Origin of the sequence: Streptomyces sp. SolWspMP-5a-2, assembly GCF_900091845.1 — a bacterium.
GTDB lineage: Bacteria > Actinomycetota > Actinomycetes > Streptomycetales > Streptomycetaceae > Streptomyces > Streptomyces doudnae.
This window is the reverse complement of the sequence record NZ_FMCI01000392.1, coordinates 36,145-49,930: the sequence shown is the minus strand read 5'-3', so window position 1 is coordinate 49,930 and position 13,786 is coordinate 36,145. Positions and strand designations below refer to the sequence as shown.

Sequence of the window (13,786 nt, the reverse complement as noted above, 5' to 3'; positions counted from 1 at the left end):
AGGGACACCGTGTACGACCCCACCGATCCACGCTCCACCCTGCCCACGGCCGCCCCCCGGGCTGCCGTCGCCGCCGACGCGCCCGTCGCGGCGCCCTGGTACCACGAGTTCGACGACGCGCCCGCGACCGAGGACGCCTCCTCCGGCGCCACCTGGGTGGTGCGCGGACAGAACTTCCTCCTCACCCTGTCCCGGCTCGGCGCCGGGCAGGTGCTGGAACGCGCCGTCCAGGAGCACGAGTACGCGGTGCTGCTCACCGCGCCGGACGCGCACGTCGCCGTCGAATCGGCGGACGGCGCCCGGGACGTCCGGGGCAGGGCGCTGATCGTGGTGCCGCCCGGCCCGTCCCGGCTGACCGCCAGGACCGGCACCCAGGTGGTCCGCCTCTTCGACCACCGCACCGCCGACATCGCCGCCCTCGCGGCCAACGCCGCCGACTACGCCGAGCCGCACGCCCGGGTCGCCCCCCTCGTGCCCTGGCCCGCGCCCGCGGACGGCGACCGGCTGCGGGTGTACCTGCCCGACGAGGTGCCCGCCGAGGCCGGGCGGTTCGGGCGGATCTACCGGACGCGCTCCTTCATGGTCAACTTCCTCGACCCGACCGACGGCCCCCGGGCACGCAACAAGCTGTCGCCGCACCACCACGACGACTTCCAGCAGTGCTCGCTCGCCGTGGCGGGCCGCTTCGAACACCACATCCGCACCCCCTGGACGACGGACATGGACCAGTGGCGCCCCGACGAGCACCGCGAGGTGGCCAGCCCCTCGGTGGCCGTCATCCCGCCGCCCACCGTGCACACCACCCGGGCCTGCGGCGAGGGCGCGAACGAGCTGATCGACATCTTCAGCCCGCCCCGCGCCGACTTCTCCGCCCGCGAGGGCTGGGTCCTGAACGCCGCCGACTACCCCGCCCCCGAGGAGACGCACACCTCATGACCGCACTCACCGGAGGGCGCATCGGCACCTGGGTGAAGCTGCCCGCCCTGGAGTCCGTGCAGATCGCCGCCCACGCGGGATTCGACTTCGTCGTCGTCGACCAGGAGCACGCCCCGCTCGACGTCCGCACCGCCTACGAACTGATCACCGTCGCCGCCGCGCTGGGTACGACTCCGCTGGTCCGGGTGCCGGACGGAACCCCGTCGCGCATCCAGCGGCTCCTGGACGCGGGCGCGGCCGGCGTCCTGATCCCTCACGTGGACACGGTCGAGCAGGCCCGGGAGGCCGCGGCGGCCGTCCGCTTCCCGCCGCACGGCCGCCGCGGCGCCGGGGGCACCAGCCGGGCCGGACGCTGGGGACTCGCCTCACGGGAGGACTACCTGGACTCCGGCACCGCGGCGCTCTGTGTACCGCAGATCGAGAGCCGGGAAGCCGTCGGCAACGCGGCGGCCATCGCCGCCGTCGAGGGCGTCGACGCCCTTTTCGTCGGCGCGGCCGACATCGGCCTCGACGTCGGACAGACGCCCGCCTCGGCCGAGGTCACCGGCCTGTGCGCGCAAGTCCTCGCCGCCGCCCGGGAGAACGGTGTGCCCTGCGGCGCGGCCACGGCGACGCCCCGGGCGGCCGGCGCGCTGCTGGAGCAGGGGTTCGACTTCGTCGTCGTCGGCAACGACACCTCGATGCTCGCCGAGGCCGCCGTCGCCACGGTGCGGGCCCTGCGCCCGCGAGGAGGCTCCCGTGCAACACACTGACCACACGATCATCAGCTGTGCCGTCACCGGCGCCATCCACACCCCGAGCATGTCCGACGCCCTGCCGGTCTCCCCGGAGGAGATCTCCGCGCAGGCCCTCGACGCGGCCCGTGCCGGTGCCGCCGTGCTCCATCTGCACGCCCGTGACCCGCACGACGGGCGGCCCAGCTCCGATCCGGACGTCTTCCGCCGGTTCCTCGCCCCGATCGCGGCGGGCACCGACGCCGTCGTCAACATCACCACCGGCGGCTCCGCCGTCATGACCCTCGACGAACGCCTCGCGGCGGCCCGCGCCTTCGCACCGGAACTGGCCTCTTTGAACATGGGGTCGATGAACTTCAACTTCGCGCCCGCCGCGAGCCGAGTCACCCGCTGGCGCCACGACTGGGAGGAGACGTACCTGACCGGTTCCGCCGACCGGATCTTCTCCAACACCTTCACCCAGATCGAGACGGTCCTGCGCGATCTCCAGGCGCTGGGCACCCGGTTCGAGTTCGAGTGCTACGACATCGGCCACCTCTACACGCTGGCCCACTTCGCCGGACGCGGACTGGTCCGCCCGCCCTACCTGATCCAGGGGGTCTTCGGCGTCCTCGGCGGCATCGGCCCGGATCTCGACCACGTGCAGCACATGGTGCGCACCGCCGACCGGCTCTTCGGCGAGGACTACGTCTTCTCGGCGTTCGGCGCGGGGCGCCACCAGTTCGCCGTCGCCACCCACGCCGCCCAACTGGGCGGACACGTACGCGTCGGCCTGGAGGACAGCCTCTACATCGGCGCCGGGCGACTCGCCCGCGACAACGCCGAACAGGTCGAGAAGATCGCCCGGATCCTCGACGAGATCGGCCGCCGCCCGGCCACCCCTGACCAGGCGCGGAGCGTGCTCGCCCTCAAGGGCGCCGCGCACACGGAACTGCCGCGCCCCGACGGCCCGCACCGGGACGAGGCGGTGCGGCGATGACGACCACCGTCGCCTCCGTCGCCCTGCCCCGGCTGCTGCGGATCGGGCCCGGCGCCGCCGACCAGCTCGGAGAGGTCCTGGACTCCCTGGGACTGTCCCGGCCGCTGATCGTCACGGACGCCTTCCTCACCGGCAACGGAACGGCCCGCCGGATCACCGACGGCCTGACCGCGCACGGCATCCACGCCCAGGTGTACGACGGCACCCGTCCCGATCCCACGGTGTCCTCCGTCCTCGACGCGGTCGCCGTCCTCACCCGGGGCGACTTCGACTGCGTCGTCGGGCTCGGCGGCGGCAGCCCCATGGACACCGCGAAGGCGGTCGCCCTGCTCGGGACCACCGGACGCCCCATGCGGGAGTACGCGGCGCCCGCCGTCACCGACACCCCGGCGCTTCCCCTGGTCGCGGTCCCCACCACCGCGGGCAGCGGCTCGGAGTGCACCCGCTACACCATCATCACCGACGACACCGGCACCACCGACGAGAAGATGCTCTGCTCCGGCCTGGCGTTCCTGCCGACGGCCGCGTTCGTGGACCCGCTGCTGACCGTCGCGATGCCGCCCCGGCTCACGGCCGACACCGGCATCGACGCGCTCACCCACGCCATCGAGTCCTATGTCGGCCGCCGCGCCACCCCGTTCACCGACGGACTCGCGCTCACCGCCATGGCCGCCATCGGCCGAAACCTGCGCACCGCCCACGCCCGCCCGGACGACCTCCCGGCGCGCGCGGCGATGATGCTGGCCTCCACCCAGGCGGGCATGGCGTTCTCCAACGCCTCCGTCGCCCTGGTGCACGGCATGAGCCGTCCCGTCGGCGCCCACTTCCACGTCGCCCACGGCCTCTCCAACGCCATGCTGCTGCCCGCCGTCACCGCCTACTCCCTGCCGGCCGCCGTCACCCGGTACGCCGACTGCGCCCGCGCGATGGCGCTCAGCGCCCCGGGCGAGTCCGACGAGGGCGCCGCCCACGCGCTCCTCGCCGAACTCCGCGCCCTCAACGCCGATCTCGCGGTCCCCAGCCCCGAGCGGTACGGGATCGACCGGGACCGCTGGCTGCGTCTGACCCCCACGATGGCCGAACAGGCCCTCGCCTCCGGCTCGCCCGCCCACAACCCCCGCGTGCCCGACCGCGCCGACATCGAGCGGCTCTACCGCTCCCTCGTCGCGTGACGGCCCCGTCGAAAGAGACCGCCGTGCCAGGAATCGACACCCCCGCCCCCGCCGGGAGCCCGCCCGGCGAGCGCGCCCACCGGCCACCGGCCTCCGGCGGACCGGTGAAGGCGCGCGCCGAGAACGGACTCGGACAGCTCTGGCTCGACCGGCCGCAGGCGCTCAACGCGCTCACCCCGGCCATGGTCGCCGACCTCACCCGCCACCTCGAACAGTGGGCGGACGACGACTCCGTGCACACCGTCGTCGTCCGCGGCACCACGCCCCGCGCCTTCTGCGCGGGCGGCGACGTCCGCCTGATGCGGGAGGAGATCCGCGCGGGACGGCTGGAGACCACCATGGCCTTCTTCGCCGCCGAGTACGCGCTCGACGAGCTGATCGCCACCTACCCCAAGCCGTACGTGGCCGTCCTGGACGGCGTGGCGATGGGCGGCGGACTCGGACTCTCCGTCCACGGCAGCCACCGCGTCGTCACCGAGCACAGCGTGCTGGCGATGCCCGAGACCGCGATCGGGTTCTTCCCCGACGTCGGCGCCAGCCACTTCCTGCCCCGACTGGCCCCCGGCTGGGGGCGCTACCTCGGCCTGACCGGAGCGCGCACCGACGCGGTCGGCGCCCTCCGCAGCGGCCTGGCCACCCACCACGTACCCCGGGAACGGCTCGACGACCTGATACCGCGACTCGCCCGCGACGGCGTCGCCGCCCTCGACGCCGCCCACACGCCGCCGTCCGACCCCGACCCCGCCCGGTCCGCCGCGCTGGAGACGGTCCTGCGGACGTTCGTCACCACCGAGCTGGCCGACCTGCCGACGGCGCTGGCCGCCCTGCCAGAGGCGGACGACGCGCTCGCCGCCCTGCGCGCCGCCTGCCCCGCGAGTCTGGTCATCACCGACGAACTGCTGCGCCTGGGCTCCACCGACCCGCTCCGCGCCTGCCTCGACCGGGAACTGGCCACCGCGCGCACGGTCGTCGCGGGCCACGACTTCGACGAAGGCGTCCGCTGCGCGCTGGTCGAACGCGGTACCCGACCCCGGTGGACCGACGACGACGTCCACCAGGCGGCGGGCAGGAGCGGGTCGTGATCGACAAGCGCACCACCGCGGAAGGGGCCCTGTCCGCACTGGCCGACGGCGCGAGCCTCGCCGTGGGCGGGTTCGGCCTGTGCGGGATCCCCATGACCCTCATCCGGGCCGTCGAGCGCAGCGGCGTCCAGGGCCTCGAAGTGGTCTCCAACAACTGCGGCGTCGACGACTGGGGGCTGGGCGTCCTCCTGGCCCGGCACCGGATCGCCCGCGTCACCGGCTCCTACGTCGGCGAGAACAAGGAGTTCGCGCGGCAGTACCTCGCCGGTGAACTGGAGGTCGAGCTGTGCCCCCAGGGCACCCTCGCCGAACGCCTCCGGGCGGGCGGGTGCGGCATCCCCGCCTTCTACACCCCCACCGGCGTGGGCACCCAGATCGCCGAGGGCGGCATTCCCTGGCGCTACGGCCGGGACGGCTCCGTCGCCGTGGCCTCGCCCGCCCGCGAGACGCGCGTCTTCCAGGGCCGCGAGTACGTGCTGGAGGAGTCCATCACCACGGACTTCGCGCTCGTCGCCGCCGCCCGAGGCGACCGGCACGGCAACCTCGTCTTCGAGGGCACGGCGGCCAACTTCAACCCGGCGGCGGCGATGGCGGGGCGCGTCACGGTCGCCGAGGTCGCGGAACTGGTCGAACCTGGCCGGCTCCGTCCCGAGGACGTGCACCTGCCGGGTGTCTTCGTCCAGCACGTCGTCCACGCGCCCCGCCCCGACAAGCGCGTCGAGAAGCGGACCGTCACCGCGGAGGCCCCGTCATGAGCTGGACCCGTACCGAGATGGCGGCCCGCGCGGCGGCGGAACTGCGCGACGGGCAGTACGTGAACCTCGGCATCGGCCTGCCCACCCTGGTGGCGGGACAGGTCCCCGCCGGTGTCGAGGTCGTCCTGCACAGCGAGAACGGCATCCTGGGGACGGGACCGTACCCGGCCGCGCACCAGGTCGACCCCGACCTGATCAACGCGGGCAAGGAGACCGTCACGCTCCGCCCCGGAGCCGCTCTCTTCGAGTCGGCCCTCTCCTTCGGGATGATCCGCGGACGCCACCTGGACGTCGCGATCCTCGGCGGCATGCAGGTCTCCCGCCACGGAGACCTCGCCAACTGGTCCGTCCCCGGCAAGATGATCAAGGGCATGGGCGGCGCGATGGACCTGGTCCACGGGGCGCGGCGGGTCATCGTCCTCATGGAGCACCGCGACCGGGACGGACGCCCGAAACTCGTCGACACCTGTGCCCTGCCCCTCACGGGCCGCGGTGTCGTCCACCGGGTGATCACCGACCTGGGCGTCCTGGACATCACGGACGACGGCTTCGCCCTGGTGGAGACGGCACCGGGGGTGACCGCGGAGGACGTGGCGGCCGCGACGGCGGCTCCGGTGACACGGGCCGGGTGAGGGCGGGGGCCCGGCGCCGGGTGGGGATCGCGGGGGACGGCGGGGGACATGTCGGCGCGGGTTCTGCCGGTGCCGGTGCCGGTGCCTGGGCTGCGGCTGGGTGTGCTCCTGGACAGGGCGGGGCGGCTCACGTCGCCTGCCGTACCGCCTGGTCGTGGCTGCGCAGCCACACGGCTGCCGTTCCGGCGGTCACCAGCGCGGCGCCCGTCGCGGAGAGGGGGACGGAGAACGCCAGGGCGGCCAGCGGTCCGGGCCAGTTCCGGTCGGAGGCGCACTGCAAGGCGTCGTTGTGCCGGTCTCCGGTGCTGGGGACGTAGAGGTCCCGGGGCTCGGCGTTCACGGGCGCGGGGCAGTCGATCGCCTGATAGGTGGAGCCGTACGGTACGAGGACCTGCCAGACGGCGTAGACCCAGCACAGTGCGGCGAGGATCAGCAGCGCGACACCCCACCCGCGGATCCTTCCTGCCTTCTCGAGGAAACGCTGCTCAACTGCCAGTGGATGCACGTGATTCTCCTGCTGCCGACCTCGACGGGGCTCGAACTCTACGGACCCCCGCCGCCGGGCAGAGCCGCACCAGGCATCAGCAGCGCGAGAGGCTGCGGGTGATGCAACGACCGCACGTCAACCGCGCGCGAGTGCGAGTCGGTCTCACTCGTTGTGGTGGAGGCGGTCCGGGTCGCCGCCGGGCGTTTGTGTGATGCCAGGAGACTCGCGCTGTGGCCGACCTCGGACAGCATGCGCGCGGCGACCAGCCCGCCCCGCAGGACAGCACGCCGCCCGCGCTCCGGAAGGGCGGGGCGCGGGTATGGATGTGGCGATGGGTTCTGGCTCCGCGGACGACGTGGGAGTCCCGCCGTCTGGCCGCCTCGCTCGGGCCAGGTACGGATGCCGAGGTCGCCTGGATGCTCGCGCGCCTCGCCCGCCACCCCGACGAGGTCGTCCACCTCGGGCCCCGCCTGGAGGCACTAGGCCACGCCGACGGCACGAACTCCGGTTACCTGCTCCCTGACTCCGGCCACGCCTACCCACAGAGCAAGAGGGAGTTCCACCGTGGGACGGAGGACATCGGAGCCGTCTCCGCCCCCGGCTCGGATGTGGTGTGAGCCGCTTGTGTCTCCGGTGCGTCATCGACACCACGATCGCCCTCATTGAACTGAGCCCTATTCCTGACTCACGACTCACGAACCAACAGTGATCTGAGCGAAGAACATGAGATGCGTCGGATACATGGAGCCTTTCCAACTTCACGTCGAAGCGTGGTGAAGGACAAGAACGGCCTGGACGATCGCGGTGATGCGGGTGATGCTGCAGCGGAGTCTTCGCAGAAGGCGCCAGCCCTTCAGAGTTGCCATGGCCTGCTCGCCGAGGCAGCGGATCTTGGCGTGTGTGCTGTTGTGCCGACGCTGCCATCGCTTGAGGCGACGACCTCGGAACGGGACGCGGATGGGGTGGTCGGCTCCCTGGTACGCCTTGTCCGCCCAGCACTTCAGCTCGCCCGTGGCGAGCGCGTCGACGATCCCATGGGTCCGTGCGGCGATCAGGTCGTGGACGGACCCGGCACCGCACCGCAGGTGAGCCAGAGCGAGCAGGGCCTGTCGTCCTGCGGGCAGACGTCGCCAGCGCGCCTCGATCTCCCCGCTCCGGGCATGCAGCCGAGCACTCAGGTACCGCGAGGTGCGTCTGGACAGATCCATAGACGACGGGTGGACAAGCACGCGAAGCTCCTGGTGGGGCAGTGGATCTTGGCTGTGACACCTCCTACCAGGAGCTTCATCGGGTTGCAGAGCCGCCCAACTGGTCTACATCGCCGACAGGTTGGAATCAGCTCATGGATTCACGCCGCCAGCGTGCCAGAACCAGCGGAACCCCACCGGCCCGGACACCCCCGCAGTACTGCACGCATCCTCGGTCTTGGCACCCCGAGCGATCGCCGTCCAGAGCCTGACCCTGCCCTCGCGCCAGGCCACCGACGGTCTGCCCAGCGACGGCACCGACCCCCCGATACGCACGTACCTGCTTGTGCCGCTCCACAGCACCCATCGTTCCACCTCCCGATCAAGGTGTTGCGACGATTAGTTGCATCCGTTTTTGGCATCCGCGGTCCGAGTGGAAGATCACCAGACAGGTGGGGCGACGTTGTCGGCGGGCGGCCGTGAGGGCATCGGCGATCGGATCGGTCCGCAGGTGATCAGCTGTTGTCCAGCCGACCACGCGGCGGGAGGCGATGTCGATGACGGTGGACTGGTAGAGCCAGCCTTCTTCCGTGGCGATGTAGGTGATGTCGCCGCACCAGCGGGTATTCAGCCCGTCGGGGTCGGGCTGGAAGTCGCGGGTGATGAGATCGGGCCGCAGAACAGGTTTCGGATCAGGGACCGTCGTCAAGTGCCGCCGTCTGCGATGCCTGCCTTGCAGGCCGACTGCCCGCATCAGCCGCGTGACCCGGCGCCGCCCGCACCCGGCACCCGCCCGTCTGAGCGCGGCATGGACGCGCGGGGCACCGTAGGTTCCCCGCGATCGTGCGTGGACATCGGTGATCTGTCCCGCCAGTTCGGCGTCACGGACCACGCGGGGACCAGGCTTTGCAGCGCGCCGGGCACAGAAGGCGGTCCGGGAGACCTTCAGCAGCTCACACGCTCGCTTCACGCTGTGACCTGCACGCTTCTCCGCCTCGATGAACGGGTCCACCGTCACCGGGTCTCCTTCACGAAGAAAGCCGTCGCACGCGTGAGGACCTCGACGTCCTCATGCAGACGGCGCCTCTCCCGCCGCAGCGCGGCCAACTCCTCGCGTTCGCTGCTGGTCAGGCCGTCCCGCTCGCCCGCAGCGCTGACCCACAGCCGCACCGCGGTCTCGGTCAGATCGAAGTCCTTGGCGATCTGACCGACCGAGCGGTCACCGTGCGGTGAAGCTCGAGCCACTGTGCCGTCCGTGAACGGAGACCCGAGCACGGCCTTCCCCTGATCGCCGAGGTACACGACCCGGCGGTTCCAGCCATGTTCCGACACATGTGTGTGGCCTCTGCATGCATCGGACAGTATCTCGATCGCTTATTCGATCACCGAATGGAAGGCCGTTGCGCGTGCGAAGAAGACTTCTTCCCGCCTTGTCCGCAGCCATAGCCGCCGTTGTCCTACCACTGACCACCGCGTCTCCGGCGTCAGCGAGCCCGCCGACGACAAGCTGTCAGATCGAGCACGAAGCCTCGATTATCTTCTGGGGCGTCGCTTGCACACAGCCGGGCGAACCGGTGATCGGTGCCTTCGCCACCTGGCGAAACGTGCCCGTCACGTTCACCAGTGGCTCGACCGGCGGCACGACCGTGTCCGCGGGCAACTACCTCACGATGACGCCCAATACCGAGGGCGGCCTGTTCGCCGACAACATCCAGGTCGGTCTCTACGCCGAGAAGACGGGTACGTCGACGTCCGCCTACGGTCCGCGCTGGACTGAGCTGAGCGACAGCGGTGGTCACACGGAAGCCATCACAGCCGGCACGAATCCCTCGACGCCGGACGGAACGAACCACACATACATCGTGCTGCGCCAGGACAACACCGACCAGTGGGACGTGCTCTATGACTTCAACTGGGTCGGCAGCACCACCGGACAACTGGCCGTGCCACGGGGCAACGCGAACCGGATCGACATCGGCCTGGAAGTGATGGGCCCTCAGTACCTCACGGTTCCGCAGATCGCCAACCGCGTGCAGTACATGGCCGAGAACAAGACCTGGTACCGCGCCGCGACCACCGACACCGCGCAGGTCGCCTCCCTGGGCCTCTGCGGTCAGGGCAGCACCGCGCCCTACTGCTTCGACATGAAACTGACCGACAACACCACCTTCACACAACTCGCCGTGGCCAAGCCGGGACCCACGACGCTGCAATCAGTCGACGGCTCTGCCGGTCTCGAACAGGGTCTGTCCAGCCGACAGTCGTCCTCAGCGGATACCTCGCCGTTGGCGACGCACGGGACCTATAACGGGGTCGACCAGACGGCACTCGCCGCATGCATCGCGGAGGATCCGGACAACTGCCTGACCACCGTTCCGGGACTGGCGCAGTGCGTCCGGACCATGCAGCGGTGCAACGAAGCCGCGCTGGCCGCCGAGGACACGGACGCAGCCCGGACGTCTGCTTCCAGCGCCTCCGGCGCCAGCCGCGAGCAGATCCTGGCACGGGCAGCCGCGTCCTTCGACGTCCCGGCCCAGGAACTGGACATCACTGCCGCGGAGAACACCGCAACAGCGTCTCCGGCTGCCGGTTCCGGCGCCACGGACGCTGCCTGGACCGTGGATTCCCCATCCTCGACGCACGGCCTGGAGCAGCGCGGTCGCATGTTCCACGGCTTCCGGGCCACCTACTCGGCAGTGACCGGCCGACTCCTCGACGCCTGCTGGGGGACGATGTGCAGCTGATACGACTCCACGCAAACCGTCGCGCGACTTCCCGGTCTGCGCGCCGAGCATCCGGCCTCGCCCACGGGCCGAGACTGATCACCACGGTCCTGGCCGCCTTCGCCACCCTCGTGGCCATCCTGGGACCGACGTCGACAGCAGAAGCGGCGACGGCCGCTCAGCTGCGGCAGCCGACGACCGCCGCGCTGGCTGCCGAGGCTGATGACCTCCGCGCCGAATGCGCCGACCATTCCGAGGCTAACTCGACGACCGGCTGGGTCAAGAGCCGCTTCGAGACCTGCGTGCACCAGCCCGTCAGCCTCACCCTCAAGAGGGCCAACGGGGAGATCCTCGGTCACCTGACGTTCGATCTGTGGGTCCTCGGCTTCGCCTACGACGGCTCCCGCCGAGTGGACTACGTGAGCAGCATCGAGAACATAGTGCCGGTGTCCGTCAGCGGCGGCGACGACCCCGCCACCTGGGTCCTCAGCCAGCAGTACTCCGATGCCGTCAACCTCGGAGGCTCAGGCGCCGACCCGGTCATCACGCCGCCGGCAGACACCCTGCGCAGCGCTCTGCTCGCCGAATGGGTGGCCGTCCCGCAGTGGACCGTCACCTACACCTCACCTGACACCGGCGGCTACGACCCGGCCAACTCGCAGATCGTCGCCGGCCGGATCACCCTGGCCATGACGATCACCTCACCGACCGCCGTACCGTGGATCGAACCGGACATGGCCCACTCCGACATCCGCTTCGACTACGCTGGACCGGTGGCCGGCAAGTACCAGGGCACCGTCTTCACCGGTGCACGCGTCGAACTCCAGCTCAGCCTGAGCGATCCCGAGGTCGAACAGAGCGCTCGCCACATTCTCGATGCCCAGCAGTTCCCGGAGCGGACATTCCCCTCATGGACCGGTAAAACCGTCCCTGGCGCGCAGGAGCCGCTCCACCGGCTGACCGATACCGCGAAGAGGGATGCCAACAGGGAACAGGCCATCAAGGCCTGCAAGGACGTGTGGGGTGACTATTCTGGAACCGGTCTGGAATGCGACGAGTACCCTTTCGCCAGCACCAAGGAGCGCGGAGAGGACAACTTGCGCTACTCGGCCAGACTCATCGACGGGACCGACAACGGAAAAGGAGGTAACCGACTGAACGCCGTATACACGTTGAATCGCGTCCTCGACGGTGACGCCTTCTATGTCACCATCATCCCGTAACGCGGAGAAAACTCTCGATCATGACGCTCATCACGGAGTATCGCACAAATGCCCGGCCGGACCGCTGCGTGATCGAGGTCTATGACGCCGATGCGTACGAAGGCGACGAGGAAGCCTGGGGCCGGGCTGTGACTGAAGTGGTCGCCGGAAACGGCTACCACCTTTATCTCCGTACTCTGCAACCAGATTTGCGCGTCGAGGTCGCTATCCGAGTCTGGGACGACCCTCAGGATCCCCCCGAGGGCGTCGAAGGCTGGATCGAAATCTGCCTGGAGTCGGAAACCGGTGAAGTGGTCGTAAACCAGCTCACTTCCGGTCCCGCTGGCACAACCAGGTTGCCGCGCCCGGGAGTCTACGCCGGTCACGCATGGTGGACTGGCCGACAGGCTGCGGCTGAATACTACGACCAGAATATCCGGGGGGAACGCCAGCAGTTCGACACTGTTGAAGATGTTCGCCGTGTGCTCGAAATGTCACCGGTCGTGGAACGCTACACCCTCGACCTGTGGTTCCTCCGAGACCCAGAACCGGTGGACGACGAAGAATAGAACCCGGTCCGACCTGGTTTTGGCGCACCGTCAGGTGGGGCGACATCGGGTGGTGAGATGGCGCCTCTACTGGCGAGGCGAGCAGCTTTCCCGCGTAGCATTCCACTGACATGTTCTGTGAGCCTTTTCCAATCTCACGTTGACGCGTGATGAAGGACGAGAACGGCCTGGACGATCGCGGTGATTCGGTTGGTGCTGCAGCGGACCTTTCGCAGGAGGCGCCAGCCCTTCAGCGTGGCCATGGCCTGTTCGCCGAGGCAGTGGATCTTGGCATGCGTGCTGTTGTGCCGGCGCTGCCACCGCTTGAGGTGGCGGTAGCGGAAGGGGCACCCGGATGGAGCCGCCGGCCCCCTGATACGCCTTGTCGGCCCAGCACTTGAGGCCGACCCCGGTGAGTGCGTCGACGATGTCGTGGGCGCGGGCGGCGGTCAAGTCGTGAGTGGAACCGGGCAGGGCGGGTGAGGCCCACGGCAGCCTCCCAAAGGGATCGGTGAGGACCTGGACGTTCACGCCCTGGCGCTTGTGCTTCCCCGAGCAGTACCGGGTGTCGGCGGCGACCCAGTCGATCGGCAGCAGGTGCCGTCGGGGATCACAAACGCTTTGGTCCGTGCGACACGCGTCGCCTCGGCCAGGGTGGGTGCAAGCGCGGCCAGCACGACGACGGCCTCGCGTATGCAGCGGTAAACAGTGGCGATGCCGATACCGAACCCGGCCGCGAGCTGGGTGTAGGTGACACCGCACCGCAAATGTGCCAGGGCGAGGAGGGCCTGTCGTCCAGTGGTGAGTCCTCGCCAGCGGGTTCCGACATCTCCTCGCCGGGCAGCGAGGTGTCCTGCCAGGCACCGCGGGGTGCGACGGGACAGGTCGATCGACGACGGGTAGACAAGCACGCGAAGCTCCTGGTGGCTGCGGGCAATCTTGGTCGAGACCCCGTTTACCGGGAGCTTCGCTGTTCTGTAGACCTGTCCAACACGCGACCAACACCGGCAGGTTGAAAAAGGCTCCGTGCCCTCTCTCCGCAGGGGCACGGCCTACCGGCTCAGCCTGGTCTGCGTGGGCAGAGGCAGCGCGCGCCTCACCGTGTCACCCGGGCGCAGGGAGGAGACGGTTCCGTGCGACCGGTCCGTGGTGCGACAGCGCATCACGGCTGAGGACGAGAAGATCGACGTCAACGGCACCGCCGGGGCAAGCGGAATGATCGCCTGGCAGATCGACGCCATCTGATGAGGTCCCGGAGTGCCCCGGAATGCTGGTCCGGGGCACTCCCACGGCGTTCGCGTCAGGGATCCACGAGTTCTCTGCTGAAGTCGGACAGGCCCAAGCGGGAG

16 protein-coding genes and 2 pseudogenes are annotated in these 13,786 nt (G+C 70.1%); 12 read left to right on the top strand and 6 right to left on the bottom strand.

All coding sequences use genetic code 11. The features are described from left to right. Positions 1 to 9 precede the first annotated feature (9 nt). Genes GA0115242_RS38755 through GA0115242_RS38725 form a run of 7 tightly spaced genes read left to right on the top strand, consistent with a single transcriptional unit; the run spans position 10 to position 6,290 of the window. Positions 10 to 936 carry a hypothetical protein gene (locus GA0115242_RS38755; protein ID WP_093836343.1) on the top strand — a complete coding sequence of 309 codons (927 nt, stop codon included), beginning with the start codon at positions 10 to 12 and terminating at the stop codon, positions 934 to 936. Beyond that, positions 933 to 1,688 (top strand): HpcH/HpaI aldolase family protein, encoded by a 756-nt coding sequence (locus tag GA0115242_RS38750; RefSeq protein WP_093836342.1) that lies wholly within the window; start codon positions 933 to 935, stop codon positions 1,686 to 1,688. Before GA0115242_RS38755 ends, GA0115242_RS38750 begins: the two co-directional genes overlap by 4 nt. Next, the gene (locus GA0115242_RS38745) at positions 1,675 to 2,649 is read left to right on the top strand and encodes a 3-keto-5-aminohexanoate cleavage protein (protein ID WP_256089855.1); all 975 of its coding nucleotides are present in this window, start codon (positions 1,675 to 1,677) and stop codon (positions 2,647 to 2,649) included. The genes GA0115242_RS38750 and GA0115242_RS38745 overlap by 14 nt, the downstream gene beginning before the upstream one ends. Next, the gene (locus tag GA0115242_RS38740) at positions 2,646 to 3,821 is read left to right on the top strand and encodes an iron-containing alcohol dehydrogenase (protein ID WP_093836341.1); all 1,176 of its coding nucleotides are present in this window, start codon (positions 2,646 to 2,648) and stop codon (positions 3,819 to 3,821) included. Before GA0115242_RS38745 ends, GA0115242_RS38740 begins: the two co-directional genes overlap by 4 nt. 23 nt (positions 3,822 to 3,844) lie before the next feature. Further along, positions 3,845 to 4,903, top strand: a complete 1,059-nt coding sequence (locus GA0115242_RS38735; RefSeq protein WP_202556630.1) for an enoyl-CoA hydratase/isomerase family protein — start codon at positions 3,845 to 3,847, stop codon at positions 4,901 to 4,903. Next, positions 4,903 to 5,658: a CoA transferase subunit A gene (locus GA0115242_RS38730; RefSeq protein WP_093836378.1), complete on the top strand. Its 756-nt coding sequence runs from the start codon at positions 4,903 to 4,905 to the stop codon at positions 5,656 to 5,658. The genes GA0115242_RS38735 and GA0115242_RS38730 overlap by 1 nt, the downstream gene beginning before the upstream one ends. Further along, positions 5,655 to 6,290, top strand: coding sequence for a 3-oxoacid CoA-transferase subunit B (locus GA0115242_RS38725; RefSeq protein WP_093836339.1), 636 nt, complete (start codon positions 5,655 to 5,657; stop codon positions 6,288 to 6,290). The genes GA0115242_RS38730 and GA0115242_RS38725 overlap by 4 nt, the downstream gene beginning before the upstream one ends. Positions 6,291 to 6,417: 127 nt before the next feature. Here the strand turns inward: GA0115242_RS38725 and GA0115242_RS38720 are convergent, their stop codons facing one another. Continuing rightward, positions 6,418 to 6,795, bottom strand: a complete 378-nt coding sequence (locus tag GA0115242_RS38720) for a hypothetical protein (RefSeq protein WP_093836338.1) — start codon at positions 6,793 to 6,795, stop codon at positions 6,418 to 6,420. Between the two features lie 398 nt (positions 6,796 to 7,193). Here GA0115242_RS38720 and GA0115242_RS41160 point away from each other — a divergent pair, with 398 nt between their 5' ends. Next, positions 7,194 to 7,394 (top strand): hypothetical protein, encoded by a 201-nt coding sequence (locus tag GA0115242_RS41160; protein WP_176730004.1) that lies wholly within the window; start codon positions 7,194 to 7,196, stop codon positions 7,392 to 7,394. Between the two features lie 141 nt (positions 7,395 to 7,535). On the opposite strand, the gene GA0115242_RS38710 is transcribed toward GA0115242_RS41160, so the two are convergent. The 4 genes and pseudogenes from GA0115242_RS38710 to GA0115242_RS38700 form a co-directional block, all read right to left on the bottom strand. Further along, a complete protein-coding gene (locus GA0115242_RS38710; protein WP_093836336.1) occupies positions 7,536 to 8,006 on the bottom strand; it encodes a transposase family protein in 471 nt (156 codons plus the stop codon). Between the two features lie 114 nt (positions 8,007 to 8,120). Further along, positions 8,121 to 8,331, bottom strand: a pseudogene (locus tag GA0115242_RS42210) (IS30 family transposase); the annotation flags it as partial. 15 nt (positions 8,332 to 8,346) lie between these two features. Next, on the bottom strand, positions 8,347 to 8,982 hold the full coding sequence (locus tag GA0115242_RS38705) for an IS3 family transposase (protein ID WP_093836335.1): 636 nt from the start codon (positions 8,980 to 8,982) through the stop codon (positions 8,347 to 8,349). Beyond that, positions 8,979 to 9,209 carry a hypothetical protein gene (locus GA0115242_RS38700; RefSeq protein WP_141721921.1) on the bottom strand — a complete coding sequence of 77 codons (231 nt, stop codon included), beginning with the start codon at positions 9,207 to 9,209 and terminating at the stop codon, positions 8,979 to 8,981. Before GA0115242_RS38700 ends, GA0115242_RS38705 begins: the two co-directional genes overlap by 4 nt. 185 nt (positions 9,210 to 9,394) lie before the next feature. On the opposite strand from GA0115242_RS38700, the gene GA0115242_RS38695 reads away from it, so the two are divergent. From GA0115242_RS38695 to GA0115242_RS38685, 3 genes are all read left to right on the top strand, one after another. After that, a complete protein-coding gene (locus tag GA0115242_RS38695; protein ID WP_202556610.1) occupies positions 9,395 to 10,708 on the top strand; it encodes a hypothetical protein in 1,314 nt (437 codons plus the stop codon). Positions 10,709 to 10,818: 110 nt separating this feature from the next. Beyond that, the gene (locus tag GA0115242_RS42375) at positions 10,819 to 11,910 is read left to right on the top strand and encodes a NucA/NucB deoxyribonuclease domain-containing protein (RefSeq protein WP_093836377.1); all 1,092 of its coding nucleotides are present in this window, start codon (positions 10,819 to 10,821) and stop codon (positions 11,908 to 11,910) included. A gap of 20 nt (positions 11,911 to 11,930) precedes the next feature. After that, positions 11,931 to 12,458 (top strand): hypothetical protein, encoded by a 528-nt coding sequence (locus GA0115242_RS38685; protein ID WP_093836332.1) that lies wholly within the window; start codon positions 11,931 to 11,933, stop codon positions 12,456 to 12,458. 134 nt (positions 12,459 to 12,592) lie between these two features. Here the strand turns inward: GA0115242_RS38685 and GA0115242_RS38680 are convergent. Further along, positions 12,593 to 13,348, bottom strand: a pseudogene (locus GA0115242_RS38680) (transposase family protein). A 115-nt stretch (positions 13,349 to 13,463) separates the two neighbouring features. Between GA0115242_RS38680 and GA0115242_RS38675 the strand changes: the two are divergent. Beyond that, entirely contained in the window at positions 13,464 to 13,682 is a 219-nt protein-coding gene (locus GA0115242_RS38675; RefSeq protein WP_093836331.1) for a hypothetical protein, read from the top strand. The last annotated feature ends 104 nt before the right edge of the window (positions 13,683 to 13,786 follow it).